The sequence below is a fragment of the Microbacterium terregens genome, from assembly GCF_039534975.1.
GTDB classification, from domain to species: Bacteria; Actinomycetota; Actinomycetes; order Actinomycetales; family Microbacteriaceae; genus Microbacterium; species Microbacterium terregens.
The window spans coordinates 3,051,269-3,075,751 of sequence record NZ_BAAAWH010000001.1 but is presented as its reverse complement, the minus strand read 5'-3'; the positions used below and the strand labels follow the sequence as shown (position 1 = coordinate 3,075,751).

At 68.1% G+C, this 24,483-nt stretch carries 21 protein-coding genes; 12 read left to right on the top strand and 9 right to left on the bottom strand.

Going from position 1 to position 24,483, the window contains the following annotated elements:
* Nucleotides 1-5 precede the first annotated feature (5 nt).
* The gene (fdhA, locus tag ABD655_RS14310; RefSeq protein WP_344714955.1) at nucleotides 6-1,229 is read right to left on the bottom strand and encodes a formaldehyde dehydrogenase, glutathione-independent; all 1,224 of its coding nucleotides are present in this window, start codon (nucleotides 1,227-1,229) and stop codon (nucleotides 6-8) included.
* Between the two features lie 134 nt (nucleotides 1,230-1,363).
* On the opposite strand from fdhA, the gene ABD655_RS14305 reads away from it, so the two are divergent.
* The 3 genes from ABD655_RS14305 to rplL all read left to right on the top strand — a co-directional run bounded on the left by ABD655_RS14305 (nucleotide 1,364) and on the right by rplL (nucleotide 3,928).
* Nucleotides 1,364-2,659: a LuxR C-terminal-related transcriptional regulator gene (locus tag ABD655_RS14305; protein ID WP_344714953.1), complete on the top strand. Its 1,296-nt coding sequence runs from the start codon at nucleotides 1,364-1,366 to the stop codon at nucleotides 2,657-2,659.
* A gap of 275 nt (nucleotides 2,660-2,934) precedes the next feature.
* Entirely contained in the window at nucleotides 2,935-3,450 is a 516-nt protein-coding gene (gene rplJ, locus ABD655_RS14300) for a 50S ribosomal protein L10 (RefSeq protein WP_344714951.1), read from the top strand.
* Nucleotides 3,451-3,541: 91 nt separating this feature from the next.
* Nucleotides 3,542-3,928: a 50S ribosomal protein L7/L12 gene (rplL, locus tag ABD655_RS14295; protein ID WP_257503023.1), complete on the top strand. Its 387-nt coding sequence runs from the start codon at nucleotides 3,542-3,544 to the stop codon at nucleotides 3,926-3,928.
* 92 nt (nucleotides 3,929-4,020) lie between these two features.
* On the opposite strand, the gene ABD655_RS14290 is transcribed toward rplL, so the two are convergent.
* Complete coding sequence (locus ABD655_RS14290) at nucleotides 4,021-5,073, bottom strand: LacI family DNA-binding transcriptional regulator (RefSeq protein ID WP_344714946.1); 1,053 nt, start codon at nucleotides 5,071-5,073, stop codon at nucleotides 4,021-4,023.
* 308 nt (nucleotides 5,074-5,381) lie between these two features.
* Between ABD655_RS14290 and ABD655_RS14285 the strand changes: the two genes are divergently transcribed.
* From ABD655_RS14285 to ABD655_RS14270, 4 genes are all read left to right on the top strand, one after another.
* Nucleotides 5,382-6,713: an ABC transporter substrate-binding protein gene (locus ABD655_RS14285; protein ID WP_378721728.1), complete on the top strand. Its 1,332-nt coding sequence runs from the start codon at nucleotides 5,382-5,384 to the stop codon at nucleotides 6,711-6,713.
* Between the two features lie 291 nt (nucleotides 6,714-7,004).
* Nucleotides 7,005-8,201: a carbohydrate ABC transporter permease gene (locus ABD655_RS14280; RefSeq protein ID WP_378721730.1), complete on the top strand. Its 1,197-nt coding sequence runs from the start codon at nucleotides 7,005-7,007 to the stop codon at nucleotides 8,199-8,201.
* Nucleotides 8,198-9,175: a carbohydrate ABC transporter permease gene (locus tag ABD655_RS14275; protein ID WP_344714939.1), complete on the top strand. Its 978-nt coding sequence runs from the start codon at nucleotides 8,198-8,200 to the stop codon at nucleotides 9,173-9,175. Before ABD655_RS14280 ends, ABD655_RS14275 begins: the two co-directional genes overlap by 4 nt.
* A 57-nt stretch (nucleotides 9,176-9,232) precedes the next feature.
* Nucleotides 9,233-11,728, top strand: a complete 2,496-nt coding sequence (locus ABD655_RS14270) for an HAD-IC family P-type ATPase (protein ID WP_344714937.1) — start codon at nucleotides 9,233-9,235, stop codon at nucleotides 11,726-11,728.
* On the opposite strand, the gene ABD655_RS14265 is transcribed toward ABD655_RS14270, so the two are convergent.
* From ABD655_RS14265 to ABD655_RS14255, 3 genes are read right to left on the bottom strand one after another with little or no spacing between them, the layout of a single operon-like run.
* Complete coding sequence (locus ABD655_RS14265) at nucleotides 11,701-12,138, bottom strand: hypothetical protein (protein ID WP_344714935.1); 438 nt, start codon at nucleotides 12,136-12,138, stop codon at nucleotides 11,701-11,703. The two genes, ABD655_RS14270 and ABD655_RS14265, sit on opposite strands and share 28 nt — an antisense overlap.
* Nucleotides 12,139-12,171: 33 nt before the next feature.
* Nucleotides 12,172-12,849, bottom strand: coding sequence for a DUF305 domain-containing protein (locus tag ABD655_RS14260; protein ID WP_344714933.1), 678 nt, complete (start codon nucleotides 12,847-12,849; stop codon nucleotides 12,172-12,174).
* A 7-nt stretch (nucleotides 12,850-12,856) separates the two neighbouring features.
* Nucleotides 12,857-13,576: a thioredoxin-like domain-containing protein gene (locus ABD655_RS14255; protein WP_344714931.1), complete on the bottom strand. Its 720-nt coding sequence runs from the start codon at nucleotides 13,574-13,576 to the stop codon at nucleotides 12,857-12,859.
* Nucleotides 13,577-14,035: 459 nt separating this feature from the next.
* Here ABD655_RS14255 and ABD655_RS14250 point away from each other — a divergent pair, with 459 nt between their 5' ends.
* Complete coding sequence (locus ABD655_RS14250; protein WP_378721676.1) at nucleotides 14,036-15,418, top strand: Bcr/CflA family efflux MFS transporter; 1,383 nt, start codon at nucleotides 14,036-14,038, stop codon at nucleotides 15,416-15,418.
* A gap of 1 nt (nucleotide 15,419) precedes the next feature.
* Here the strand turns inward: ABD655_RS14250 and ABD655_RS14245 are convergent, their stop codons facing one another.
* Entirely contained in the window at nucleotides 15,420-15,914 is a 495-nt protein-coding gene (locus ABD655_RS14245) for a nitroreductase family deazaflavin-dependent oxidoreductase (protein WP_344714929.1), read from the bottom strand.
* Nucleotides 15,915-15,982: 68 nt separating this feature from the next.
* Here ABD655_RS14245 and ABD655_RS14240 point away from each other — a divergent pair, with 68 nt between their 5' ends.
* From ABD655_RS14240 to ABD655_RS14230, 3 genes are all read left to right on the top strand, one after another.
* On the top strand, nucleotides 15,983-16,651 hold the full coding sequence (locus ABD655_RS14240) for a phosphatase PAP2 family protein (RefSeq protein ID WP_344714927.1): 669 nt from the start codon (nucleotides 15,983-15,985) through the stop codon (nucleotides 16,649-16,651).
* A 4-nt stretch (nucleotides 16,652-16,655) separates the two neighbouring features.
* Entirely contained in the window at nucleotides 16,656-18,542 is a 1,887-nt protein-coding gene (locus ABD655_RS14235) for a helicase HerA-like domain-containing protein (protein ID WP_344714925.1), read from the top strand.
* 79 nt (nucleotides 18,543-18,621) lie between these two features.
* The gene (locus tag ABD655_RS14230) at nucleotides 18,622-20,928 is read left to right on the top strand and encodes an FdhF/YdeP family oxidoreductase (protein WP_344714923.1); all 2,307 of its coding nucleotides are present in this window, start codon (nucleotides 18,622-18,624) and stop codon (nucleotides 20,926-20,928) included.
* Here ABD655_RS14230 and ABD655_RS14225 read toward each other — a convergent pair whose 3' ends face one another.
* From ABD655_RS14225 to ABD655_RS14215, 3 genes are read right to left on the bottom strand one after another with little or no spacing between them, the layout of a single operon-like run.
* Nucleotides 20,929-21,195 (bottom strand): DUF6457 domain-containing protein, encoded by a 267-nt coding sequence (locus tag ABD655_RS14225; RefSeq protein WP_344714921.1) that lies wholly within the window; start codon nucleotides 21,193-21,195, stop codon nucleotides 20,929-20,931.
* On the bottom strand, nucleotides 21,192-21,773 hold the full coding sequence (gene mobA / locus ABD655_RS14220; RefSeq protein WP_344714919.1) for a molybdenum cofactor guanylyltransferase: 582 nt from the start codon (nucleotides 21,771-21,773) through the stop codon (nucleotides 21,192-21,194). Before mobA ends, ABD655_RS14225 begins: the two co-directional genes overlap by 4 nt.
* Nucleotides 21,770-22,969, bottom strand: a complete 1,200-nt coding sequence (locus tag ABD655_RS14215) for a molybdopterin molybdotransferase MoeA (protein WP_344714917.1) — start codon at nucleotides 22,967-22,969, stop codon at nucleotides 21,770-21,772. The genes mobA and ABD655_RS14215 overlap by 4 nt, the downstream gene beginning before the upstream one ends.
* A 146-nt stretch (nucleotides 22,970-23,115) precedes the next feature.
* Between ABD655_RS14215 and ABD655_RS14210 the strand changes: the two genes are divergently transcribed.
* A complete protein-coding gene (locus ABD655_RS14210) occupies nucleotides 23,116-24,453 on the top strand; it encodes an HNH endonuclease signature motif containing protein (RefSeq protein WP_344714914.1) in 1,338 nt (445 codons plus the stop codon).
* The last annotated feature ends 30 nt before the right edge of the window (nucleotides 24,454-24,483 follow it).

Below are 24,483 nucleotides of genomic sequence, written 5' to 3'. Positions count from 1 at the left end.
GGTGGTCAGGCGGCCTTGATGTAGCCGTTCGGGTTGAGGACGTACTTGGTCGCGGCGCCGGCGTCGAACTCGGCGTACCCCCGCGGGGCGTCGTCGAGGCTGATCGCCTTGGCGTTGACAGCATCCGCGATGTGGACCTTGTCGTGCAGGATCGCCATCATGAGCTGACGGTTGTACCGCATGACGGGGCATTGACCGGTCGTGAACGACAGCGACTTCGCCCAGCCCGTGCCGAGGCTGATCGAGAGTGAACCGACCTTGGCGGCATCATCGACGGCGCCCGGGTCGCCGGTGACGTACAGGCCGGGGATGCCGATCGCGCCGCCCGCAGTGGTCACGCTCATGAGGGAGTTCAACACGGTCGCCGGCGCCTCTTTCGCCTTGGCGCCGTGGCCCTCGCTGCGTGCCTCGAAGCCGACCGCGTCGACTGCGGCATCCACCTCGGGCACGCCCAGGATCTGCTCCAGCTGATCGGGAATGGACCCCTCGCCGACGTTGACGGTCTCGCAGCCGAAGCTGCGCGCCTGGGCGAGGCGTTCCTCGTTGAGGTCGCCCACGATGACGACGGCCGCGCCGAGCAGTTGCGCGCTCGCGGCAGCGGCGAGACCGACCGGTCCGGCGCCCGCGATGTAAACGGTCGAGCCGACGCCGACGCCGGCCGTGACGGCGCCGTGGAATCCGGTCGGGAAGATGTCCGACAGCATCGCGAGGTCGAGGATCTTCTCGAGGGCCTGGTCGCGGTCGGGGAACTTCAGCAGGTTCCAGTCCGCATAGGGCACCACGACGTACTCGGCTTGGCCGCCGACCCAGCCGCCCATGTCGACGTATCCGTACGCGCTGCCGGGTCGATCCGGATTGACGTTCAGGCAGATGCCGGTCTTGCCCTCCTTGCAGTTGCGGCAGCGCCCGCATGCGATGTTGAACGGCACCGAGACGATGTCGCCCACCTTGATGAACTCGACACCCGGCCCGACCTCGACGACCTCGCCGGTGATCTCGTGGCCGAGCACCAGACCGACCGGTGCCGTGGTCCGCCCGCGCACCATGTGCTGGTCTGATCCGCAGATGTTCGTCGCAACCGTACGCAGGATCGCCGCGTGGGGGAGCTTCCTGCCGATGTTCGCCGGATTGACGCCGGGCCCGTCGTGCAACTCGAAATCGGGATAGTCGGTGTCGATCACTTTCACGACGCCGGGTCCCTCGTAGGCGACCGCTCTGTTCGCAGGCATCCTCGTCCTCTCTGTCGGAGCGAGTCGCCCCCGCCCCCTTACACGATCCTGGTCGTTCCGTTCGTGTAGTGCGACCCCCCCTCAGGGTCGTTGTCCCTACCCGAACGGGTGGCGCGGTCCCTAGGGTGGGGGTCATGTCTTCCGTTCACAGCGATGCAGCGTTCGGCGCAGTCGAGCAGGGAGCGGAGACGATCCGAGGCCTTGCCGAGGTGCTCACCGCACCTCCCGCCCTTCTTCCCAAACGTCTCTCCGCGTTCCTGGCGCGCCTGATCCCGCACTCGGCGCTGGTGTTCCTCGTCGCGGACGCCGCGGGCGCCCAGCGCGAGGGATCGGGCGCGACGTCGTTCGTGGACGGGGTGTCGTTCCTCGCGCTGGACGAACTGCGCCGGATGCTCGGGCCCGGCCGCACAAGGCGAGGAGCGATAGCCACGGCGACGGGGGAGGTCGATGCCTTTCAGGCGCTCTCGAACAACGGGGCACTGCTCGTGCTCGCCGACCCGGGCGGCGACGACAGCGACGACGCCGTGCTCCAGCTGTGGAACATCGTGGCCCTGCGCGTCCAGGAACTGGCGGATGCCGCGTCCCCCGACTACCTGCAGCTGGCCCGTGCCACCTCCAGTGTGCGGATGGAGGCGCTCACCGAGCTCGCCGACGAATACTCCACCACGCTGGAGTCCCTGCTGGCGGCGTTGCGCTCGTCGAGTCTGGACGACCGCACCGCTCGGCGGACGGCCACGCAGATCGCCGCCGAAGGCATGGTGCACCTGCGCACCGCGAGCGATCGGGTGCGCACCTTCACGGAGGAGCCCGTCACCACGGCCTTCGAACGACTCCGCGACGACCTGCGTCCGCTGGTGCGCTACCGCGACATCGACGTCCAGTTCGTCGAGCCGCCGGTGGACGGCCGGGCGCTGCCCAGTGAGATCGCCCACGGGGCGCGCGCGGTCGTGCGGGGCTCGATCCTGGCCCTCGTCGACCGGCACGACGTCAGCCGTGTGCGCGTGCAGTGGGACTGCGACGGCACGAATCTGCTCATCAACGTGCGAGACGACGGGCCCGGCGACCTCTCGGACGAGAGTGTGCAGCTGCGCCTGGTGCGCCAGCGCGTGCTGGCGCTGAACGGGCGCCTCTCGTTCGAAGCGACTCCCGGCTGGGGAACGGAGATGTCGGTCGCCATGCCCCTGGATCCGCCCTCGGCCCTGGCCGCGCCACCGCGCGCGTGGGACCTCGCCCCCCGCGAGGCCGAGGTACTGAGCCTGCTCATCGCCGGCCAGCGCAATCGCGAGATTGCCGTCAACCTGGGTATCAGCGAGAACACGGTGAAGTTCCACGTTGCCAAGATCTTCCGCAAGCTCGGCGTCGGATCCCGCGCCGAGGCCACCGCCTTCGTGCTCGCCGGCCGGCACGGTGCTCCCGCGTCCCACTCATGAGATCCGCGCGCTGCGCCGATTTTGCGAGCCGAGGGTGAGTACGTAGACTGGGGGAAGCCGAAGACCGCTGGTCATCGATGTGCACGCGAGTGCATGACGATCGAAGCTCTGCATTGCAGGGGCCCGCGCAGGTGTGCGAAACGAATCTCCTCCGAGTTTTCTGCTCCGTGCGCTTGCGCCGGAGCTTTTTTCTTTGTCGAGTGAGATCCGATGAGCGGATGCCTTCGGCCGGCGCCCCGCCATCGTGGGGCGTCTCGTACACACAAGGAGTGGCCATGGCGCAGAAGGATGCATCGGTCGCCGAGCTCACGAAGCATTTCGAGGACTCGACCGCCGTTCTGCTGACCGAGTACCGCGGTCTGACGGTTGCCCAGCTCAAGGAGCTGCGCATCAGCATTCGTCAGGATGCGGAATACGCCGTGGTGAAGAACACGCTGACCAAGATCGCCGCCAACAAGGCGGGGATCTCAACGCTGGACGAGGACCTCAAGGGCCCCTCGGCCATCGCATTCGTGCACGGTGACCCTGTCGCCGTCGCGAAGGGACTGCGTACCTTCGCCAAGGCACACCCTCATCTGGTGATCAAGGGCGGGTACTTCGACGGTGCCGCCCTGACCGCCGATGAGGTCAACAAGCTCGCTGACCTTGAGAGCCGTGAAGTCCTGCTGGCGAAGCTCGCCGGTGCGATGAAGGCCTCGCTGTTCGGCGCCGCATATCTGTTCAACGCTCCGCTGTCGAAGGCCGTTCGCACGGTCGACGCGCTGCGTGAGAAGCAGGAGTCCGCAGCCTGATCAGGCTCGGCACACATCCATTCGTGACGGTTGTCGATGAGGCCGCATAGCGGTCGTATCGGGACACGAAACACAAGCAAGGAGAAACATCATGGCAAAGCTCACCACTGACGAGCTTCTCGACGCGTTCAAGGAGCTCACGCTCATCGAGCTCAGCGAGTTCGTCAAGAAGTTCGAGGAGACCTTCGAGGTCACCGCCGCGGCGCCCGTCGCCGTTGCCGGCCCGGCCGCCGCCGGTGCCGCACCCGCCGAAGAGGTCGAGGAGCAGACGGCATTCGACGTCGTGCTCGAGGCCGCCGGCGAGAAGAAGATCCAGGTCATCAAGGTCGTCCGCGAGCTCACCTCGCTCGGCCTCGGCGAGGCCAAGGCCGTCGTCGACGGTGCACCCAAGGCTGTTCTCGAGGGTGTTTCGAAGGAGGCCGCCGAGAAGGGCAAGGCCGCTCTCGAAGAGGCCGGCGCGACCGTCACCCTCAAGTGACTCGCACGGGTCGGCGCGTGCGCTGACCCGGCCGACAACGAGAAAGCCCCGGATGCTCAGGCATCCGGGGCTTTCTCGTGCGCGCGATGCAGCTAGACGCTGCCGTCGATGCCGGTTCGAGCGTCCGAGACCATCACGGAGTGTTGCGCATCGACGGGGCCCGTGGAAGCCCGCACGATCAGTCGTGCCGAAAGCGCCAGGTGCGTCGGCTCGGCATCCGCATCGGCCAGCTGAGCTTCGAGCAGTTCCACCGCGGCGCGTCCTTGCTCGCGGGGGACCTGCTGAAGCGTTGTGAGGGCGAACATCTCCGCGTACTTGTGATCATCGATGCCCACCACGCTGAGGTCGCCGGGGACCCCGATGCCGAGTCTCCGCGCCGCGATGATCGCGCCGATCGCGACTTCGTCGCACACCGCCACGATTCCGGTCGGCCGGGAGCGGGCTCCGAGCAGATCGACGGCCGCCGCATACCCGCCCGGCAGCGACACCTCGGATCTGATGTGCTGCGCACGCGCGGTCAGTCCCGCCTCCGACATCGCCTCGAGATACCCGTCCAACCGTCGCCGGTCCACGCTGGCCCACCGCGGGCTGCTTCCACCGCCGACGAACGCGATGTGCTCGTGGCCGAGGCTCGTGAGGTGGTGCGTCGCCCGGCGTGCGGCGTCGTTGTCGTCGATTCCGATCACGCTGGCATCGGCATCCGTCCCCACGACGCTCACCACGGGCCGGCCGATCTTCAGCAGTCGCTCGAGTTCGTGATCCTCGGGCTCCAGGCCGACGGCGATGAGGCCGTCGAATCGCTTGCGCGCGAGAAAGTCCTCGAAGATGCGGCGTCTGCCCTCGGTGCCGGGGTTCGCATCGTAGAGCGTGAGGTCGAGGCCGCGTTCCAGCAGTGCGGCTTGAATCCCCTCGAGCACCTCGGCGAAGAACCACCGGTGCAGGTAGGGGATCACGACGCCAACGTTGCGGGTGCGGCCGGTGACGAGGCTCGCTGCGTTGCTGGAAGGGACGTATTCCAGGGATGCCGCGACCGCCGCGACCTTGAGCCGCGTCTTCTCGGAGACATAGCCGCTGCCGCTCAGCGCTCTGCTCGCGGTCGATTTGGAGACGCCCGCGAGGCGCGCAACATCCGAAATGCCGCTCATCGGTGCTCCTTCGCGTCAACGGGCTGCGTTCTCACCGCGGAGGGACGGCCGTGAGTGGACGCTGTGAAATCGATTCCACACCGGACGACCGCGATCCGGCCGCGCACGAAGCTGAGCCTAGCGCTCCCCGTGCGGGGCCCGAGAAGACCCGCATGGCGAGGGTTACCGAGTTGTGACTACGGGTGATTGTGCGTCGCTCTCGTTGTCCCCTACGGTGTCTATGGAAACGGTTCCCGAAGCACCGAATCAATGGGACTCGACGTGCGCAGCGCGCACGGCACTCAACTAGGAGGCAGTAAATGACTGGAATGCGTTCACCCGCGCATCGCCGCACAGCAGTGGCACTCGGCGTGGTGGCGATCGCCGCACTGACGTTGGCCGGCTGCGCCGAAGGCGGCGACGAGACCGGCGACTCCGGCTCGATCGAGGGCGAGACCGTCAGCATCTCCGGTGGCATCACGGGTGTCGAGGCGGACGACCTGCAGGCATCCTTCGACGCGTTCACCGAGGAAACCGGCGTCATCGTCGAGTACACCGGCGACAAGGCCTTCGAAGGCAACATCGTTACCAAGGTCCAGGGTGGAGACGCGCCCGACATCGCGATCGTGCCGCAGCCCGGCCTGCTCAGGACGCTCGTCGAGACGGGGGAGGCGGTTCCCGCACCCGAAGGTGTGGAAGCCAACGTCGACGAGAACTGGTCGCCGGACTGGAAGGCCTACGGCACGTTCGACGACGTGTTCTATGCGGCGCCGATGCTCGCCAACATCAAGGGTTACGTCTGGTACGCGCCTGCCTCGTTCGAGGAGTGGGGCGTCGAAGTGCCCACGACGTGGGACGAGCTGCTGGAGCTGACCGCGACCATTCAGGAGAAGACGGGCACCGCACCCTGGTGCGCCGGGTTCTTCTCCGAGGCTGCGTCCGGCTGGCCCGGAACCGACTGGATCGAGGACCTCGTCCTGCGCCAGTCCGGACCGGAGGTCTACGACCAGTGGGTGGCCAACGAGGTCAAGTTCACCGACCCTGAGATCGCGGATGCTTTCGACGCGGTCGGCGAGATCCTGCTCAACCCGGACTACGTGAACGCGAGCTTCGGTGACGTGGCGAGCATCAACTCGACGGCTTTCGCCGCCGTTGCTGCTCCCGTCGCGACCGCCAACTGCGCGCTCACCCACCAGGCGTCCTTCCTGTCGGCGAACTTCCTCGACGTGGAGAACGCCGAGGGTCAGGTGCCGACGGTGGCGCCCGACGGTGACGTGTACGCGTTCGTGCTCCCCGGTTTCGAAGAGGGCGCTGCCACGATCGAGGTCGGTGGCGAGTTCGTCACGGCATTCTCGGACGATGCCGCCACGGCCGCGGTGCTCGAGTTCATGGCTACGCCCGAGTTCGCTGACGCGCGCGTGGGCCTCGGTGGAGTCATCTCCGCGAACCTGAACGCCGATCCGAGCCTCGCTTCCAGCGAGTTCCTCACTGAGGCTATGCAGCTGCTGCAGGACCCGGACACGACAGTTCGCTTCGACGCGTCCGACCTGATGCCTTCCACAGTGGGCTCTGGATCGTTCTGGAAGGGGATGGTCGACTGGATCGATGGCAAGGACACCGCCACGGTCCTGAGCGACATCCAGGCCGGCTACGACAACTAGACAAGCAAGAGACGCAGCGGGGTCGTTCGCCGAGGCGGGCGGCCCCACTGCGGCACTACAAGAGGTCACCGGGGTTCTGCGTACGGAACCACGGTCCGTCCCAGAGTTCGACGCGGCACTCGGAAGGTACTCATGACTGGAACAACGAAGGTGCCTGAGACCAGGAAGGCCTCAGCACCCCCAGACGCCGACGACGCGTTCGCCAAGGCGGAGGCGTTATCGCGGAAGCAGCGGACGACGATCATCGTCGCGGCGGTCGGACTGATCGTGGTGGTTGCGCTCTTCCTCTTCATGGTGACCCGACCACCGGTCGAGGCTCGGCCGGTTTCACTGGGGGTTTCGCTCAACAGCTTCTTCCGGTGGCTGGGCGACTTGGGGCCCCTTGTGCAGATCCCGATCGTGCTCATCGCATTCGGTGCTGTCGTGGGGCTCATCCTTCTGCTCATCGAGTATGCGCCGCGCTCGGGACGCGGGTACTTCTGGCTGCGGCTGATCGCGTGCTTCGCCATCCCGGTCCTGGCGTTCATGCTCCTGCGGCCGTACCAGAACGCCGTGATCTACGTCCTCGGGATCGCCGTCATCCTCGGTGCTCTGCTGTTCTGGGTGGACTATCGGTCGCGCCGGGGCGCGGGATACCTGTTCCAGCTGGTGATCTTCGCGGCGCCCGCCGCGATCCTCCTGCTCATCGGTCTGATCTACCCCGCCATCTCGACGGTCTTCCAGTCGTTCTTCGACAAGACGGGCAAGAACTTCGTCGGCCTGGAGAACTACATCTGGACCTTCACGAACCCCGAAGGGTTCTGGTCGGTCATCAACACCGTCATCTGGGTGCTGGTCGTCCCGGCGGTCGCCACGATCATCGGCCTCGCCTACGCGGTGTTCATCGACAAGGCGCGTGGCGAGAAGTTCCTGAAGGTGCTGATCTTCATGACCTTCGCGATCTCGTTCGTGGGCGCCGGCATCATCTGGAAGCTCACGTACGACTACCGCCAGGGCGAGCAGGTCGGCATCCTGAACGCGATCGTCGTCGCGTTCGGCGGCGAGCCGGTGCCGTGGCTGGCCGTGCAACCCCTGATCAACACGTTCTTCCTGATGATCGTGTTCATCTGGAGTCAGACCGGCCTTGCCATGGTGATCCTCTCGGCCGCGGTCAAAGCCGTGCCCATCGAACAGATGGAGGCGGCGGAGCTGGACGGCACCAACGCCTGGCAGCGGTTCCGCAACGTCACGCTGCCCGGCATCCGCCCGTCCATCGTGGTGGTCGTGACGACCATCGCGATCGGGTCGCTGAAGATCTACGACGTGGTCGCCGTCATGACGGGCGGACGATCGAACTCGACGGTGCTCGCCTTCGAGATGGTCAACCAGCAGCAGCGCTTCCAGAGCTATGGACACGCAGCCGCCCTCGCGGTCGTGCTGTTCATCTTCGTGATACCGCTGATCGTGTTCAATGTGGTTCAGATCAGGAAGCAGAGGGAGATCCGATGACCATCTCAACAGTGGTCGTCGAGCCGACCAGCGATCCGCGAACCGCGCGTCAGGTGGCACGCGACACGCGCAAGCACGAGAAGATGGCGCAGAGGCGGCTCACGTCCAAAGGCGCGACGATCGCGGCCATCATCATCGCGTTCTTCTGGACCATCCCGACCTTCGGTCTGCTGGTGACGTCGTTCCGGCCCCCGGCCGCCACGCAGACCAGCGGGTGGTGGACGGTGTTCACCAACCCCGAGTTCACCCTCGGGAACTACGCTGCGGCGCTCACCGCGGGCGGTACCACCCTGACGCTGGCGGAGTCGTTCCTCAACTCGCTGGCGATCACGATCCCGGTCGTGTGCTTCTCGCTCGCGGTCGCGTCGCTGCTGGCCTACGCGTTCGCCTGGATCGACTTCAAGGGCAAGAACCTCGCCTTCATCGCGGTGTTCGCGCTGCAGATCGTTCCGCTTCAGATGGCGCTGGTCCCGTTGCTCAGCCTGTTCTCCCGAGGTTTCTCGGTGAACGGCGTGACGATCTTTCCGGGGCTGGACCTTCGCGAGATCGACCACAGCTTCGCGACGGTATGGATCGCGCACACGATCTTCTCGCTGCCGCTGGCCGTGTTCCTGCTGCACAACTTCATCTCCGAGATTCCGAGTGAAGTCATCGAGGCGGCGCGTGTGGACGGAGCCGGACACGGGCAGATGTTCTTCCGGATCATCCTGCCGCTCGCGGCGCCGGCCCTGGCATCCTTCGCGGTGCTGGAGTTCATCTGGGTCTGGAACGATCTGCTCGTCGCCACGATCTTCGCGCCATCTTCGTCTCTGCCGATGACTCAATCCCTGGCGTCACTGTCGGGGACGTGGGGCAACCAATGGTTCCTGCAGGCCGCCGGCACGTTCCTGTCGATCCTGGTCCCGCTGATCGTGTTCTTCGCGCTGCAGCGGTTCTTCGTCCGCGGTCTGCTGGCCGGCGCGACGAAGGGATGAGTTCTGCGGGAGGGCGGTCGCCGTCGCCCTCCCGTCCACCCCAATAGGGTGTGATCCATGGATGCCGCAACGGACGTCGACGTCACACCCGCGCTCGTTGACCCGGCGGTCGGGCTCACCCAGCCAGAGGTGGCCGAGCGCATCGCCGCCGGCCGGACCAACGCGTTCACGCCGGACTCCAGCCGCAGCGTCTGGAACATCGTCAGCGCCAACGTCTTCACGCTCTTCAACGCGATCGTGGGCGGGTGCTTCCTCGTCCTGCTGCTGCTCGGACGATGGCAGGACGCGTTGTTCGGTCTCGCGGCCTTCGCGAACGCGATCATCGGCTGTGTTCAGGAGTTCCGCGCCAAGGCCAAGCTGGACCGGCTGGCGCTCCTGAACGCGCCGCGTGCGCGGGTCCGTCGCGACGGCGAGGAACGGGAGGTCGCCCCCGCGGAGGTCGTGCTCGACGACATTCTCATCCTGCGTGCCGGCGACCAGGTGCCCGCCGATGCGGTCGTCGTCTCGGGCAGGGCGCTTCAGATCGATGAATCGATGCTGACCGGCGAATCTGACGCCGTCGACAAGAACCACGGTGACGAGGCGCTCTCGGGCTCGGTCGTGGTTGCCGGCGAGGGTCTGGCCCAGGTCACCCGGGTCGGCGCGGACTCCTATGCGAACAAGTTCGCCGATGAGGCGAAGCGCTTCTCGATGGTCTCCTCAGAGCTGCGCACCTCGATCGACCGGGTGCTGACCTGGGTCGGCTGGGGGGTGGGCCCGATCGGACTGCTGGTTCTGAACGCGCAGATGATGGTCGCGGGCGGCTGGGTGGGCGCGTGGCAGAGCGGGACCTGGGTGCAGGCGGTCGTCAACACCATCGCTTCCCTGACCGCGATGATCCCGCTCGGGCTGGTGCTGGTCACCTCGATCGCCTTCGCCGTCGGGGCGGCCAAGCTTGCCGGCCGACAGGTGCTCGTGAACGAGCTGCCGGCGGTCGAGGGCCTGGCCCGCGTGGACGTGATCTGCCTCGACAAGACCGGCACCCTCACCGGCGGCGAGATCCGGTTCGACGGCGCCCACCCGCTTTCCGATGCGGAACCCGCGTGGGAGTCCGCGCTCGCGTGGTACGGAGCCGCACCGGATGCCAACGCCACCGCCCGCTGCCTGCGCGAACCCTTCCCCTTGGAGCCTGCGACACCCACGGAGGCCGCGGCCTACATCCCGTTCTCTTCCGCCCGCAAGTGGAGCGCCGTCTCATTCGCGTCCGGGACGGCCGGCACTTGGGTGCTGGGCGCCCCCGAGATGGTGTTCGGGGATGCCGCGTCCGACCGTGCCGGCGAGCTCGGACGCACCGTCATCGACCTCGCTTCGTCCGGTCGCCGCACGCTCGTCCTCGCCCACTCCGACGTGCCGCTCACGGAGGCCGACGTGCAGGCCGAGCGGCTTCCCGCGGGGGTGGTCCCGGCGATCGTGCTGACGTTCCGCGAGCAGGTCCGGCCGGATGCCGCGCACACGCTCGCCTACTTCACGGCGCAGGGTGTCGGCATCCGGATCATCTCGGGCGACAATCCTCGAACCGTGGCCGCCATCGCGCGGGAGGTCGGTCTGGACATCGCGGAGGGGTACGACGCCCGCAAGCTCCCGGAGGACGACGCGCAGCTCGGCGAGATCCTGGACACCCACACCGTCTTCGGCCGAGTGACGCCCGAGCAGAAGAAGCGCATGGTGGTCGCGCTGCAAGCGCGCGGCCACGTCGTGGCGATGACGGGGGACGGAGTCAACGACGCGCTCGCGATCAAGACCGCCGACATCGGCATCGCGATGAACTCCGGCGCGGCGGCGACGAAGGCGGTCGCTCGGCTTGTCCTGCTCGACGGCCAGTTCTCGCACCTTCCCGATGTCGTCGCCGCCGGGCGGCAGGTCATCGCGAACATCGAGCGTGTCTCGATGCTGTTCCTGACCAAGACGGCCTATGCCACGGCGCTCGCGATCCTGTTCGGCGTTCTCGTTCTTGAGTTCCCGTTCCTGCCCCGGCAGCTGTCGATCACCGACGGGCTGACCATCGGCATCCCGGCGTTCTTCCTCGCTCTGATGCCGAACACGCAACGCTACGTGCCGGGATTCCTCAAACGGTCACTCAGTTTCGCGATCCCTTCCGGTCTGATCATCGCCGTCGCGCTGACGCTGTACACGCTCGGGGCGATGCAGCTCGGCGTAGAGCAAGCCCAGCTGCGCACCGGATCGACGATCATCCTCGCGGTGGTCGGGATCTGGGTGCTCACCGTGCTCTCACGGCCGCTCAACCGTTACAAGGTGCTCGTCATCGGGGCGATGTTCATCGCGCTCGTCGTGATCTTCAGCGTCCCGTTGTCCACGGAGTTCTTCCAACTCGTCGATCCGGGCGAGGAATGCGCCTATCTCATCGCGCTCGTGACGATCTGCACGATCGGGGCGATCGAAGTGGTGCGGTTCTTCCACCGCCGGTTCGTTGCGCGGTCCCTGGCCGCGGCCACCGCGGTCGGCGTGGCGCGGGGTGCGGACCGCGATCAGGCCGTCGCGGCGCCCGCGTCCTGATCAGCGGGGATGCGGCGGAAGTAACGAGACCCCGGGGGTGCCCACACCGCGATGAGGATGAAGGTGTCGGCGATCATCTCGGCGACGGCCGACGCGTCCCATGCCTCGGTCGACACGATCGTGACGATGTGGAGGGCGAACTGCACGGCGATGTAGATCGTCAGCAGCAATCGCGCGAGACGCCGACCGCGGGCGACGCCGGAGGCCACCGCGATGGTGAGCAGACCGAACAGGATGACCGCGGCGCCCAGCAGTGAGACCGGCAGAACATCTGCGGACTCCACCTGGTATCGGCTCAGCAGGATGAGCGTGCCCAACGCCGTGCTGGAGACTCCGCCGACATAGATCAGCACGACCGCGATCGTGACGAGAGCCGGGCGGTGCCGGGCGGATGCGAGAGCGGCGGTCACCCGTTCACTGTAGCGAGGCGCCGGCCGGGGTGCTCAACCAGTGCAGCCCAGGCGGCTCTGGAGGCTCTTCATCGCGTCGATCTCGGCTGTCTGCCCGTTCTTCATGCTGGTCGCCACAGTCAGCACGCGCGGCACGGATCCCCGTTCGAGCACGGCGTCGGTCATCGGGATCGCACCTTCGTGGTGACGGATCATGAGCTCGAGAAAGAGGCAGTCCGCCTCGCTGCCGGTGGAGGCGCGCAGCCGTGCGAGCTGGGCGTCGGTTGCCATGCCCATGGCGGCGCTCAGCTCGGCGTCATTCAGGGGTTCGGCTGCCGTGCCGCCGTGCGCGGAGTGACCGCCGTCGGCGTCGGCCATCCAGTTCATGAGCGGCTCACCGGCCTGAGGCAGGCCCCATTGCACGAGCCAGTCGAACATCTCGCCGCGCTGGGCGGACTGCCCGGTCGCGATGTCGTACGCGAGCGTCCTCAGCTCCGTGTCATCGGTGGTGCGGTAGATCTGCATCGCCATCTCGATGGCCTGCGCATGGTGGACCTGCATGTCGCGGGCGAACCCGGCCTCGGCCGAGTCGTTCGCAGGGCTGCTCGTCGCCGATGCGCCGAAGGTCGAGAACCGCCCGATCGCGAACGCCAGACCAGCGATCGCCAGGCACGCGAGCACGATGAGGATCCAGCGCCGTGGCGCGGTGGCCCCTGACGCTTCGTCGCTCATCGGGGGCCTACTGCTTGCCGGGAGCGTCGAGCGCGCCGGAGCAGGCGGCATTCGGCTCGGGTGCGTTCTGGTTCCTCCAGTACGTCGTGAGGAACTCCGAGAAGCGCGGGTCGTCCGCCGAGTCGAGCTTGAGCTGCGCGTTCCATGCGCTGAGCACGATCGGCGAGTCCAGGCCCTCATAGGGGGACAGCACGACGTAGCTCGAGGGCAGCTGAGCGCGCAGCGCCGCGAGCTCCTCGTCGCCCACCGCGGCGGCGTCGTAGGTGATCCACACGGCGCCGTGCTCGAGGGCGTGCACGGCGTTGACGTTCGGCACGGGCTGATCGTAGATGCCGCAGTTGAGCCACATCGCGTTGTGGTCGCCGCCGGCGGGCGGAGTCTGGGGGTACTGGACGTCACCCTCGACGTGGTTCGCGGTGTTCTGGAACGTCTCGACGCCCTCGATGGAGGTGCCGTCTCCGTCGCCGGGGCTCAGAGTCGGGGGAGGCGTGGGGGCGAACACGATGGACGCCACGATCGCAGCGATGACGCCGATGGCGACGAACGCGCCGGCCACCCACCACAACAGCTTGCTGCGCCGGCGCTTGGCGAGCTGCTTCTGGTACTCCGCCAGCTTCTGCTGCCGCTTCTGCTCACGCTGCTGCTTGACGCTCGTGGCGATCTGCGCTTGCGTGGCCGGATTGCCGCTCGTCTGCTTTGCGGCCGGGCGCGGGGGTGTCGGGGTCATATGTGTGATCTCGGCTCAGGCGCCCGTCGGGAACGAGTGGGCTGCGATGCGGAAGGTGCCCCCATCCTATTCGAGCGCATGTTCATCCCCCTGGGAAGGCGCCCACAGGCGCGAAGCCCCGCTGCTCGCCTGTCGCGACACGCCGCCGGCGGCGTCCGATCGTGACAGGGGAGCGGGCCGGAGCGCGCCGGAGCGGGCCGGGCCTGGGAGCCTGCGCTGCTCGCCTGTCGCGACACGCCGCCGGCGGCGTCCGTCGTGACAGGGGAGCGGGTGTGCGGCGGGGCTCGGGGCCGCCCCGCGGACTCGCACCGACGCCGTCGGCGCGGACGTCGCAGCGGCGCGAGTCCGGTACGATTGGACCATCGAATCGATTCGGGACGATTCGATGATCCTTCTCTGCGCGCCTCAGTCGATCCCTCGGCGGCCGCTTCCCGCCCCCCGTCGACAACGAAGAGAACTGTGCTCGATACCGCCTCCACGCCCGCTCAGAAGCCGGCGCAGAACCCTGCTCCCACGACTGAGTCGGCCCCCGTTCCTCAGACTCCGCGTCCCCCCGCCTTGACCACCGGGGCGATCCGCACCCTCGGCCGGAACCCGGCGACCGCGCCGGTGATGCTGCACCCCGGCGACTCGATCCCGCATCGCCGCCGGGTGCTGTACATCGTGCTGCTCGGCGCGCTCACGGCGCTCGGCCCGTTCACGGTCGACCTCTATCTGCCGGCGTTCCCGGTACTGGAAGCGGACTTCCAGACCACGGCCGCCGCCATCCAGCTGACCCTGACCGGGACGATGATCGGCTTCGCGCTCGGTCAGCTCATCGTCGGCCCGCTCAGCGACAAGGTCGGTCGACGCATCCCGCTGCTCGCGGTCACCGCCCTGCATGTGGTGACCAGCGTCGCGGCGGCGTTCGCCCCGACGCTGGAGCTTCTCATGGTCGCCCGCGTCGGCATGGGCATGGGTGCCGCGGCCGGCGGCGTCGTCGCGATGGCGATCGTCCGCGACCTGTTCGGCGGCAGGCGACTTGTCGTCATGCTCTCCCGCCTGGCGCTCGTGTCGGGTGTGGCCCCGGTCGTCGCCCCGCTCATCGGGTCGGCGCTCCTGGCCGTCATGCCGTGGCGGGGAATCTTCGTGGTGCTCGCCGTCTACGGCGCGGTGATGCTCGCGTGTGCGATCGCGTTCGTTCCCGAGACGCTGCCCAAGGCCCGGCGCAACGACAAGGGCAGCACCACGGTGCTGCAGCGCTACAAGAGCGTCTTCAGTGACCGCGTGTTCATCGGCGTTCTCATCATCGGCGGAATGACCTTCAGCGGACTGTTCTCGTATCTGTCCGCGTCATCGTTCCTGTTCCAGCAGAGCTTCGGCTTCGACGCCCAGACGTACGGGCTGCTGTTCGCGGTCAACTCCGTCGGCGTCGTGGTCGGTGTGCAGGCCGCGTCGCGGCTGGCCGCCCGCTTCGGTCCCCAGTGGGTTCTCGCCTGCTCCACCAGCGTCCTCATCCTGGCCTCCACGGCGATCATCGTGTGCGACGCGCTGGGTCTCGGGCTGTGGGGCACGCTGATTCCGCTGTTCGTCTTCATGACAGCGTGCGGGTTCACCTTCCCGTGCGTGCAGGTGCTCGCCCTCGATCGGCACGGCAAGGCGGCGGGAACGGCCGCCTCCATCCTCGGTGCCGTGAACTTCGGTGTCGCGGGACTCATCTCGCCGGTCGTCGGCTGGATCTCGCATGACGCCGGAATCACGGCGACGACCATGGCTTCGGTCATGGTCGGCTGCTCGATCATCGGCGCCCTCGCGCTCTGGATCGTGGTCCGGCCGCGGACCGTCGCCCAGCTGACGCCCTGACTCAGCGCGGCGCACGCACCGGCTGCAGCCGGAACAGCCGCACGGTCCGGCCCGAGTCCCGCTCGTACTGGCGGTAGCCCGGCCACTGCGACTCGATGCGGGCCCACGCGGCATCGCGCTCATCGACCGGGATCGGCGTGGCGCGCACCGCCATGCGCGTGCCGCGGACGGTGATCGCGGCATCCGGGTGGGCCAGGAGATTCGCCGTCCAGCCCGGATGCCGCCCACCGGCGAAGTTGGTACCGGCGACGATCGCGCGACCCGACCCGTCCGGGGTGTACATGAGCGGAGCATCGCGGGGTGCGCCGGATTTCGCACCGCGCGTATGCAGAACCAGGGATGGAACGAGCAGACCGCTCAGCTGCACCCGTCCACCCGTCAAGGCTCCGACCATGCGTTCCACGGGCGGCAACAGGATCGGACCGACGCGGCGGAAGCAGCGGGTGCGGGTGAGCGGCGCAATCGCCGCACGGACGACATCGACGACACGGGCCATGCCCTCATCATTGCGCGCGCCCTGCGCGTGTAACGGGTGCCGTGCCCGTCCGCGGGCAGAATAGGCGGATGGATGCTGCGAAAACGCCCCCGCCGTCGTGGACATCCCGGATCTGGCTGCTCGTGGCCGGAGTGCTGCTCTTGGCCGCAGCATGTGCGCTGGGTGCGATCATCTTCGCCCGCCCCACGCCGTTCGCCGTCGATACGTGGTGGAACTCGCTCCTGGTGGCCAATTCGTCGATGTTCCTCGATGGCTTCTCGCGGGTGCTCAACTTCCTCGGCGGAACCTGGTTCGGCGTCCTCGTCGTTCCGATCGGCTGCGCGATCGCGCTGATACTGCTGCGCAGACCCTGGTCGGCGGCATTCTTCCTCGCTGCGGAGGCGGCCTCGGCCGGAGCCGTGCAGGTGCTGAAGCACCTGTTCGGTCGCGCTCGGCCCGAGGACATCATCGTCGTCAGCGACTACGGCTCATACCCCTCCGGGCACGTGGCGAACGCGGCGACCCTGGCTGCCGCGGCGGTCGTTCTCTTCCCCCGGCTGTGGGTGCTGCTCGTCGGCATCGCCTGGGTGCTTCTGATGGCGCTGAGCCGCACCGCCCTGCACGCCCACTGGCTGACTGACACCCTCGGCGGCGCACTGACCGGCGTCGGGGTGGTGCTGATCGTCGGCGCGCTGTTCGCGCCGCTGATCGCCCGCGAAAGATCCCCGGTACCGCGGGCGGGCGCGTCACTAGGCTGAGCGCATGAGCGCGCCCGACACGACCGATCCCGCCGTCGCCGCCGCTGAGGCCGAACTCGCGCGCCTGCGCGCGGAATCGGAGGCCGCGGAAGCGCAGCTGAAGGCCGCGCAGGCGAGAGCGGCGCTGGCCACCGCCGAGGCGGATGCCGCGCGGGCGCGAATAGATGCGGGCGCCCCGGTCGCTGAGCCTGACCCCCCGGTCGCTGAGCCTGTCGAAGCCTCGCCGGGTGCCGGTCGCGCAGCGATTTCGGGGAGCGAAGGTGCCGGGCCCCTCACCGCGGCGCAGGTGCAGGCCGTGGTGGCCGGCTACACGTTCGCGACGCCCACCCTGGATCTGGGCGCACTGATGAACGGCACGGCGGTGGCGGATGCGCAGATCCGCATCCCCCTCGCGATGATGAACCGGCACGGGCTGGTGGCGGGTGCCACCGGCACGGGCAAGACACGCACGCTGCAGGGTCTGGCCGAGCAGCTGGCCGCCAAGGGTGTGCCCGTCTTCGCCGCGGACATCAAGGGGGACCTGTCCGGCGTCGCCACACCGGGGGAGTCGAGCGAGAAGCTGCTCGAGCGCACCCGGGCGATCGGCCAGGACTGGAAGCCCGCGGCATCCGTCACCGAGTACTACGCGCTCGGCGGGATCGGCAAGGGCGTGCCGGTGCGCGCCACCGTCTCGGCGTTCGGGCCGCTTCTGCTGAGCAAGGTGCTCGGGCTCAACGAGACGCAGGAGTCGAGTCTGGGCCTGGTCTTCCACTACGCCGATCGCCACGGCCTCGCACTCGTGGACCTGTCGGACCTGCGTGCGGTGCTGAGCTATCTCACGAGCGACGAGGGCAAGGCCGAGCTGAAGGATCTGGGCGGCCTGTCGACGGCGACGGCAGGCGTCATCCTGCGCGAGCTGATCACCTTCGCCGACGGGGGCGCGGACGTGTTCTTCGGCGAGCCGGAGTTCGACGTTCGCGAGTTCCTCCGCGCGGCTCCGGATGGGGCGGGGATCATCAGCCTGCTCGAAGTTCCGGGCGTCGCCGACAAGCCCGCGCTGTTCTCCACGTTCTTGATGTACCTGCTGGCCGAGCTCTTCGAGATCCTGCCCGAGGTGGGCGATGTGGACAAGCCCAAGCTGGTGTTCTTCTTCGACGAGGCGCACCTGCTCTTCACGGGCGCGTCGAAGGACTTCACCGCGGCGATCGTCCAGACCGTGCGACTGATCCGCTCCAAGGGCGTCGGCGTCTTCTTCGTCACGCAGACTCCCAAGGACGTCCCCTCCGACGTGCTGGCCCAACTCGGTTCGCGCGTGCAGCACGCGCTGCGCGCCTTCACGCCCGACGACGCGAAGGCGCTGCGCGCCACCGTCGGGACCTATCCGCGGTCCGGCTACGATCTCGAGCGCGTCCTGCAGGAACTCGGCACCGGCGAGGCGATCGTGACGGTCATGAGCGAGAAGGGCGCCCCGACGCCCGTCGCCTGGACCCGGTTGCGCGCGCCGCAGGGCCTGATGACACCCACACCGGATGCCGCGATCGACGCGGCGGTGACAGCATCCCCCCTGCTTGCAACGTACGGAACCGCCATCGATCGCGAGTCGGCACGCGAGATCCTCACCGCCCGCATGAACGCGGCCGACGCGGCCGCCGCTGCGGAAGAGGCGGCGCTGGCCAAGGCGAAGGCGGACGCGGAGTTCGCCAAGCAGCAGGCGGCGATCGACAAGGCCGCCGCCGCCGCCGACCGGAAGGCGCAGGCCGAGTACGACCGTCTCCTGAAGAAGACATCCGGCACGAGCAGGACGACGCGGTCGAGCCAGAAGTCGCCGCTGGAGCAGATCCTCGGATCCAAGTCCACGCAGACGATTCTCAACGGCGTCATCCGCGGGATGTTCGGCACCGGCAGGCGCTGACGCGATACATCGGGCGAGGCCACCGGTCCGCTCCGACCATCAATACCTATTGAGATAGGTATTCGCCTAGGATGGACGCATGGCGAAGAAGCCCCCCCACTCAGACATCGACGAGGCACAGGTCCACGTCTCCGGCCGCAAGAAGGTCGCCGTCGGCGTGCCCGCGGTGCTGCATTCCCTGAAGATCGCGAACGATCAGATGGGCATCAAGCGCAGCGTCCAGACGCTGCTGCAGGTGAACCAGAAGGACGGGTTCGACTGCCCCGGGTGCGCGTGGCCCGAGGAGGAGAAGCGCCACATCGCGGAGTTCTGCGAGAACGGCGCCAAAGCCGTCGCCGAGGAGGCGACGATTCGCCGCGTGACTCCGGCATTCTTCGCCGAGCATTCCATCGACGATCTGCGCGGCCACGACGACTACTGGCTCGGCCAGCAGGGCCGGCTGACGCACCCGATGGTTCTCGAAGAGGGTGCGACCCACTACGTCCCGATCTCCTGGGATGACGCCCTCCGAGAGGTGGCCGATGCGCTGCGCGGACTCGACGATCCCGACGAGGCCGTGTTCTACACGTCCGGGCGGACCTCGAACGAAGCAGCCTTCCTCTACCAGCTGCTGGTCCGGGGATTCGGGACGAACAACCTGCCGGACTGCTCGAACATGTGCCACGAGTCCAGCGGTTCCGCACTCGTGGAGACCATCGGCATCGGCAAGGGCACCGTCACGATCGACGACATCCACAACGCCGACCTCCTGATCATCGCCGGGCAGAACCCCGGCACGAATCATCCCCGCATGCTCAGCGCCCTCGAGAAGGCGAAGGGGCGCGGCGCGACCATCGTCGCGGTCAACCCTCTGCCCGAAGCGGGCCTCATGCGCTTCGAGAACCCGCAGACACCCAAGGGCGTGATTCTCGGCGGTACCAAGCTCGCCGACGAGTTCGTGCAGATCCGCCTCGGCGGGGACCAGGCGCTGTTCCAGGCGATCGGCAAGCACCTCCTCGAGGTCGAGGAGCGCGAGGGCGGTGTGCTCGATCACCCGTTCATCGACGCGCACACCACGGGATTCGAGGCGTACGCGCAAGAGGTCCGCGACGTCGAGTGGCGCGATCTCGTCTCGGCGACCGGGGTCCCCGAGACCGCGCTGCGTCGGGTGGCGGAGCTCGTGCGCACATCCAAGGCCACCATCGTGTGCTGGGCGATGGGGCTGACCCAGCACAAGCACTCGGTCGCGATGCTGCGAGATGTCGTGAACGTGCTGCTGCTCCAGGGCAACATGGGCCGGCCCGGCGCCGGCGTCTGCCCGGTGCGCGGACACTCCAACGTGCAGGGCGACCGCACGATGGGCATCTACGAGAAGCCCGCCGAGAACTTCCTGCAGTGGCTGGACGACGAGTTCGCCTTCCACGCTCCCCGCAAGCACGGCTATGACACCGTCGAGGCGATCCGCGCGATGCGCGACGGCAAGGCCCGCGTCTTCGTGGCGATGGGCGGGAACTTCGTCTCGGCCACACCCGACACGAACGTCGTCGAAGCCGCGCTGGCCAACCTGGATCTGACCGTCCAGGTCTCCACCAAGCTGAACCGTTCGCACGCCGTGACGGGACGCCGAGCGATCATCCTGCCGACCCTGGGGCGCACCGACCGCGACATCCGAGGCGGTGGTGAACAGCGCGTGACCGTCGAGGATTCGATGAGCGCCGTCCACGCCTCGCGTGGCCGCCTCGTCCCGCCGGCGAACGACATGCTCAGCGAGGTCGCGATCGTCGCCCGCCTGTGCGCGATGGTCTTCGAGGGTCGTCAGAACGCGCCCGTCGCGGACTGGGCGGCACTCGAGAGCGACTACACCGGCATCCGCGATCACATCTCCCGTGTGGTGCCCGGATTCGAGGACTTCGAGGCGAAGATCGCCAAGAACCGGACGCTGTACCTGCCCAACGCTCCGCGTGACGAGCGCTCGTTCGCCACCGAGAGCGGCAAGGCGGTCTTCACGGCGAACCGACTCGAGTACCCGTTCATCCCGCATGGTCGTCTGCTGCTGCAGACGCTGCGCTCCCACGACCAGTACAACACCACGATCTACGGCAAGGACGATCGCTATCGCGGCATCCACGGCGGACGTCGCGTGATCATGGTCAACGAGAAGGACATCCACGAACTCGGCTTCGCGGAGAACGACGTGGTCGATCTCGTTTCGGAGTGGCGCGACGGCGTGGAGCGCCGGGCGGAAGAGTTCCGCATCGTGGCGTATTCGACTCCGCGCGGAAACGCTGCGGCGTATTACCCGGAGACCAACGTGCTCGTGCCGCTGGATTCGACGGCCGACATCAGCGGAACCCCCACCTCGAAGTCCGTGATCGTTCGGCTCGAGCGCCGGCAGCCCGCCGTCTGATCAGCCTTCTGACCGCCAGCCGCCGGCCAGCGACGTGATCTCGGCGACGGTCGCTCGGACCTGCTCCGGCGACCCGCCGCCACGACCGGCGACGAGCCCTGCGATGAAGGCGCTCAGAGGGGCGGCCGGGCGTGCCACGCCGACGGCAACATCGCGGGCCATATCCAGGATGAGCGGGATGGGGATATCGTCCGCCCCGAGCCCGAACGTTTCGCGGAGGGCTTCCGCCCAGGCATCCAACGCTTCCGGTGGCAGGTGCGTGCTCACGGGTTTCTCCTTCGTGCTTCGTTCAGATCGTCCCAGGTGTCGATGTCGGCGGCGATGTCATCGGATGCCGGGACCTCGGTGACCTGGAGGCCCTCGAGCAGCGCCCGCACCGAGGCGCCACGGCCGTGTTCGGGCATCGCTGCGCCCGCGGCGCGCAGGGCGTCGGTCCGATAGAGACCGGCGAGCGGTTGACGTCGGCCCGACTCGTCGACCAGGCATGCACCATCCGCCTCGGCCGGTGCGGTGCGCAGGAGCGGAACGACCGCACCGACACGCGGGAGGTCGCAGGCGAGCACCAGCGTGCGGGATGCCGAGATCAAGGGCAGCGCGGCCAGGATCGCCGCTGCCGGTCCGCCGAACGGCGGGTCCTCGCGGACCCAGATGACCGGGGCGATCGGGCCCTCGGTGGTCACGACCGGGGCGCCGACCGCGATGATCGGATCACATCCGGCCTCGTGCGCGGCGGTGACGGCGGCGGCCAGGAGTGTCCGGCCGCCGACCTCGAGCAACGGCTTCTGTACGCCGCCCATCCGGGACCCGCGGCCGCCCGCGAGCAGGATCGCAGCCAATTCGTTCACGAGACGAGCATGACATCCACGACGTCGCCATGCGAGACCGCCTCCACCTCAGCGGGAATCACGGCATAGGCTTCGGCCCCGGCCAGCCCTCCGGCCAGGTGCGAGCCGCCCGTCGTCGCCGGCGCGACGCCGCCGTCCACGAGCACGACGGGAAGGTACTGCCGGCGTCCGCGCGGCACGCGCCAGCCCTGGGTCGCGGGCAGGCGCAGCATCCGCCGGTGAAGATTCGTTCGGCCCTGCATCGCCAGCAGGGCCGGGCGCACGAACACCTCGAACGACACTGCGGCGCTCACCGGGTTGCCGGGCAGGCCGAACACCAGCGGCCGCCCGGCGGCGAAGCCCTGCGGCTTGCCGGGCTGCATCGCGACCTTCACGAAGGTCATCTCGGCGAGAGTGCTCTTGACGACCTCGAACGCGCCGGCGCTCACGCCGCCGGAGGTGACCACGACATCCGCGCCACGGGCGGTGGCCTCGGCGAGAGCGGCTCGCAGGTCGTCGTCGACATCGGCGACGGTCGTCTGCAGCACCACATCTGCGCCGGCGCCTGTGGTGAGGGCACCGAGGAGAAGCGAGTTGGACTCGGGAATCTGCCCTCGAACCAGCGGTGAGCCGGGGGGAACCAGCTCGCTGCCGGTCGAGATGACGGCGACACGCGGACGCCGGGCCACGGTGACGCTCTCGACATTGGTCGCCGCGATCGCCGCCAGCTGCAGCGGTCCGAGCATCACACCCGCCGGGATGAGTTCGGTTCCGACGGTGCAGTCCTCGCCACGCCGGCGGATGTGCGCTCCGGGACCGCGCGGTGCCTGCTGCACGCGCACCACGTCGAGCGAATCCTCGAGGCCTCCCGCGGTGTCCTCGAACGGGACGATGGTGTCGGCGGTCATCGGCACCGGGGCACCCGTCATGATCCGCGCCGCCTCCCCGGCGTGGAGGGTCGGTTCGAGCGACGTGCCGGCGGGCAGGTCAGCGACGACGCGGAGAACCGCCGGCGATGCTTGACTCGCCGTCGCGACGTCGGCGAAGCGGACCGCGAACCCGTCCATGGCGGAGTTGTCGAACAGCGGCAGATCGACCCCCGCATGCACCGGTGCGCGCAGCGTGAGTCCGAGGGCTTGGGCGAGGGGAATCGTGGTCGTCTCGAACACCCTCACCGCATCGAGAATCTGTGCGAGGTGTTCGTCGACGGTGATCACGGCGATCCCGCGGCGACGGCGTGGAGTCGTGAAGTGCGTGCCATGGTTTCAGGCTATCTGCCGACGTCCGTGTGATCCGGTGGCGCGACGTGTGGCAGGTCCTCGTCCGACCGCGCGATGTCGTAGGTCCGTCCTAATCTGGAGGTATGTTCTTCGATCCCGCTCCTCCCGCTGACTCGCAGGGGCCGAGCGCGGATGGTGCGGTGGGCGACGAGCCGCCAGAGATCGTCGCGGCGCGTGAACGAGCAGCGTTCGACGCGCCGGACACGCTGGATCACCTGATCGAGATCGCGGACATGGTCACCATGCAGGCGGCGCAGCGATTGATCGGGGTAAATGTCCTTCGCCGGGAGGCGATGGCGGATGCCGCCCGCCACGGCCGGACGCTCACCGGGGTGGCGGAGCGGTCGGTGCGGTTGGAGATCGCCGCCGCGCTGAGGATCACCGAGAACGAAGCCGCCGCGATGCTGGCCCTCGGCGAGGCACTCGTGGAGCGGTTTCCGACGGTGCTGGACTCCTTCGCCAGTGCTCGCATGACGGAGCGGCACGCCCGATTCCTGGTCGACGCCGTCCAGATCCTCGAACCGGAGTTGCTTGCGCAGATCCTGCCCGCCGCGATCGAACTGGCGGAGGCGCAGCCTGTCGGCGTCTTCCGTCGCAGACTGCGCGCATTGATCGAGACCGTTCGAGCGACGACGTTCACCGAACGGTATGTAGAAGCCGTGCAGCGGCGTCGCGTCGCGCTCCAGCCCGATCACGATGCGATGACGTGGGTGATGACGCTGATGCCCGCCGTCGAAGCGCAGGCGATCTGGGAACGGGTCACCCGCATGGCGAAAGTGATCCTCACCGACGCGGGTGAGACGAGGACCCTCGACCAAGTCCGTGCCGACGTGATCGCCGACCTCCTCATCGAGGGCGACACCGCACTGCACCCGCCTGACGCGCGGGGGATACGCGCGACCGTCGCGGTCACTGTCCCCGTACTCGCCCTCATCGATGGCGCGCCCGATGGCCTCGAGCCGGCGGTGACGGAGGGGATCGGACCGATCCCGCTCGAACGCGCCCGAGAACTGGCTGGGGGAGCCGAGGGCTGGATGCGGATCCTCACCCATCCCGAGACGGGGATGGTCCTCTCGGTCGGACGAGACCTTTACCGGCCACCACCTGGTCTGCGTCGGCTGGTGAGGTGGCGAGCCGACCGATGTATGGCGCCTGGATGCGGGATCCCTGCATCCCGCTGCGAAATCGACCATCGTGTCGCGTGGGAGCACGGCGGAGAGACCAGACTCGACAACCTGAATCCGCTCTGCAAGGGTCATCACACGCTCAAGCACCACGGCGGGTGGACCGTTCAAGACGTCGCCGGGAGCTTCGGCGCCGTCGAGTGGATTTCTCCCACGGGCCGACGCTACGTCGTCGAGCCCGAGCGACGCGTACCCGTGTTCCGAGTGCAGCGCGAGGGTGACCCGCCGCCCTTCTGACTCGCGAGGACGGGCCGGCGCACTGTCGGA

What these genes read in the sequence shown, in the direction of transcription:
- fdhA (WP_344714955.1), bottom strand. Translation starts at nt 1,229, where the DNA reads ATGCCTGCGAACAGAGCGGTCGCCTACGAGGGACCCGGCGTCGTGAAA.
- ABD655_RS14305 (WP_344714953.1), top strand. Translation starts at nt 1,364, where the DNA reads ATGTCTTCCGTTCACAGCGATGCAGCGTTCGGCGCAGTCGAGCAGGGA.
- rplJ (WP_344714951.1), top strand. Translation starts at nt 2,935, where the DNA reads ATGGCGCAGAAGGATGCATCGGTCGCCGAGCTCACGAAGCATTTCGAG.
- rplL (WP_257503023.1), top strand. Translation starts at nt 3,542, where the DNA reads ATGGCAAAGCTCACCACTGACGAGCTTCTCGACGCGTTCAAGGAGCTC.
- ABD655_RS14290 (WP_344714946.1), bottom strand. Translation starts at nt 5,073, where the DNA reads ATGAGCGGCATTTCGGATGTTGCGCGCCTCGCGGGCGTCTCCAAATCG.
- ABD655_RS14285 (WP_378721728.1), top strand. Translation starts at nt 5,382, where the DNA reads ATGCGTTCACCCGCGCATCGCCGCACAGCAGTGGCACTCGGCGTGGTG.
- ABD655_RS14280 (WP_378721730.1), top strand. Translation starts at nt 7,005, where the DNA reads ATGGTGACCCGACCACCGGTCGAGGCTCGGCCGGTTTCACTGGGGGTT.
- ABD655_RS14275 (WP_344714939.1), top strand. Translation starts at nt 8,198, where the DNA reads ATGACCATCTCAACAGTGGTCGTCGAGCCGACCAGCGATCCGCGAACC.
- ABD655_RS14270 (WP_344714937.1), top strand. Translation starts at nt 9,233, where the DNA reads ATGGATGCCGCAACGGACGTCGACGTCACACCCGCGCTCGTTGACCCG.
- ABD655_RS14260 (WP_344714933.1), bottom strand. Translation starts at nt 12,849, where the DNA reads ATGAGCGACGAAGCGTCAGGGGCCACCGCGCCACGGCGCTGGATCCTC.
- ABD655_RS14255 (WP_344714931.1), bottom strand. Translation starts at nt 13,576, where the DNA reads ATGACCCCGACACCCCCGCGCCCGGCCGCAAAGCAGACGAGCGGCAAT.
- ABD655_RS14245 (WP_344714929.1), bottom strand. Translation starts at nt 15,914, where the DNA reads ATGGCCCGTGTCGTCGATGTCGTCCGTGCGGCGATTGCGCCGCTCACC.
- ABD655_RS14240 (WP_344714927.1), top strand. Translation starts at nt 15,983, where the DNA reads ATGGATGCTGCGAAAACGCCCCCGCCGTCGTGGACATCCCGGATCTGG.
- ABD655_RS14235 (WP_344714925.1), top strand. Translation starts at nt 16,656, where the DNA reads ATGAGCGCGCCCGACACGACCGATCCCGCCGTCGCCGCCGCTGAGGCC.
- ABD655_RS14230 (WP_344714923.1), top strand. Translation starts at nt 18,622, where the DNA reads ATGGCGAAGAAGCCCCCCCACTCAGACATCGACGAGGCACAGGTCCAC.
- ABD655_RS14210 (WP_344714914.1), top strand. Translation starts at nt 23,116, where the DNA reads ATGTTCTTCGATCCCGCTCCTCCCGCTGACTCGCAGGGGCCGAGCGCG.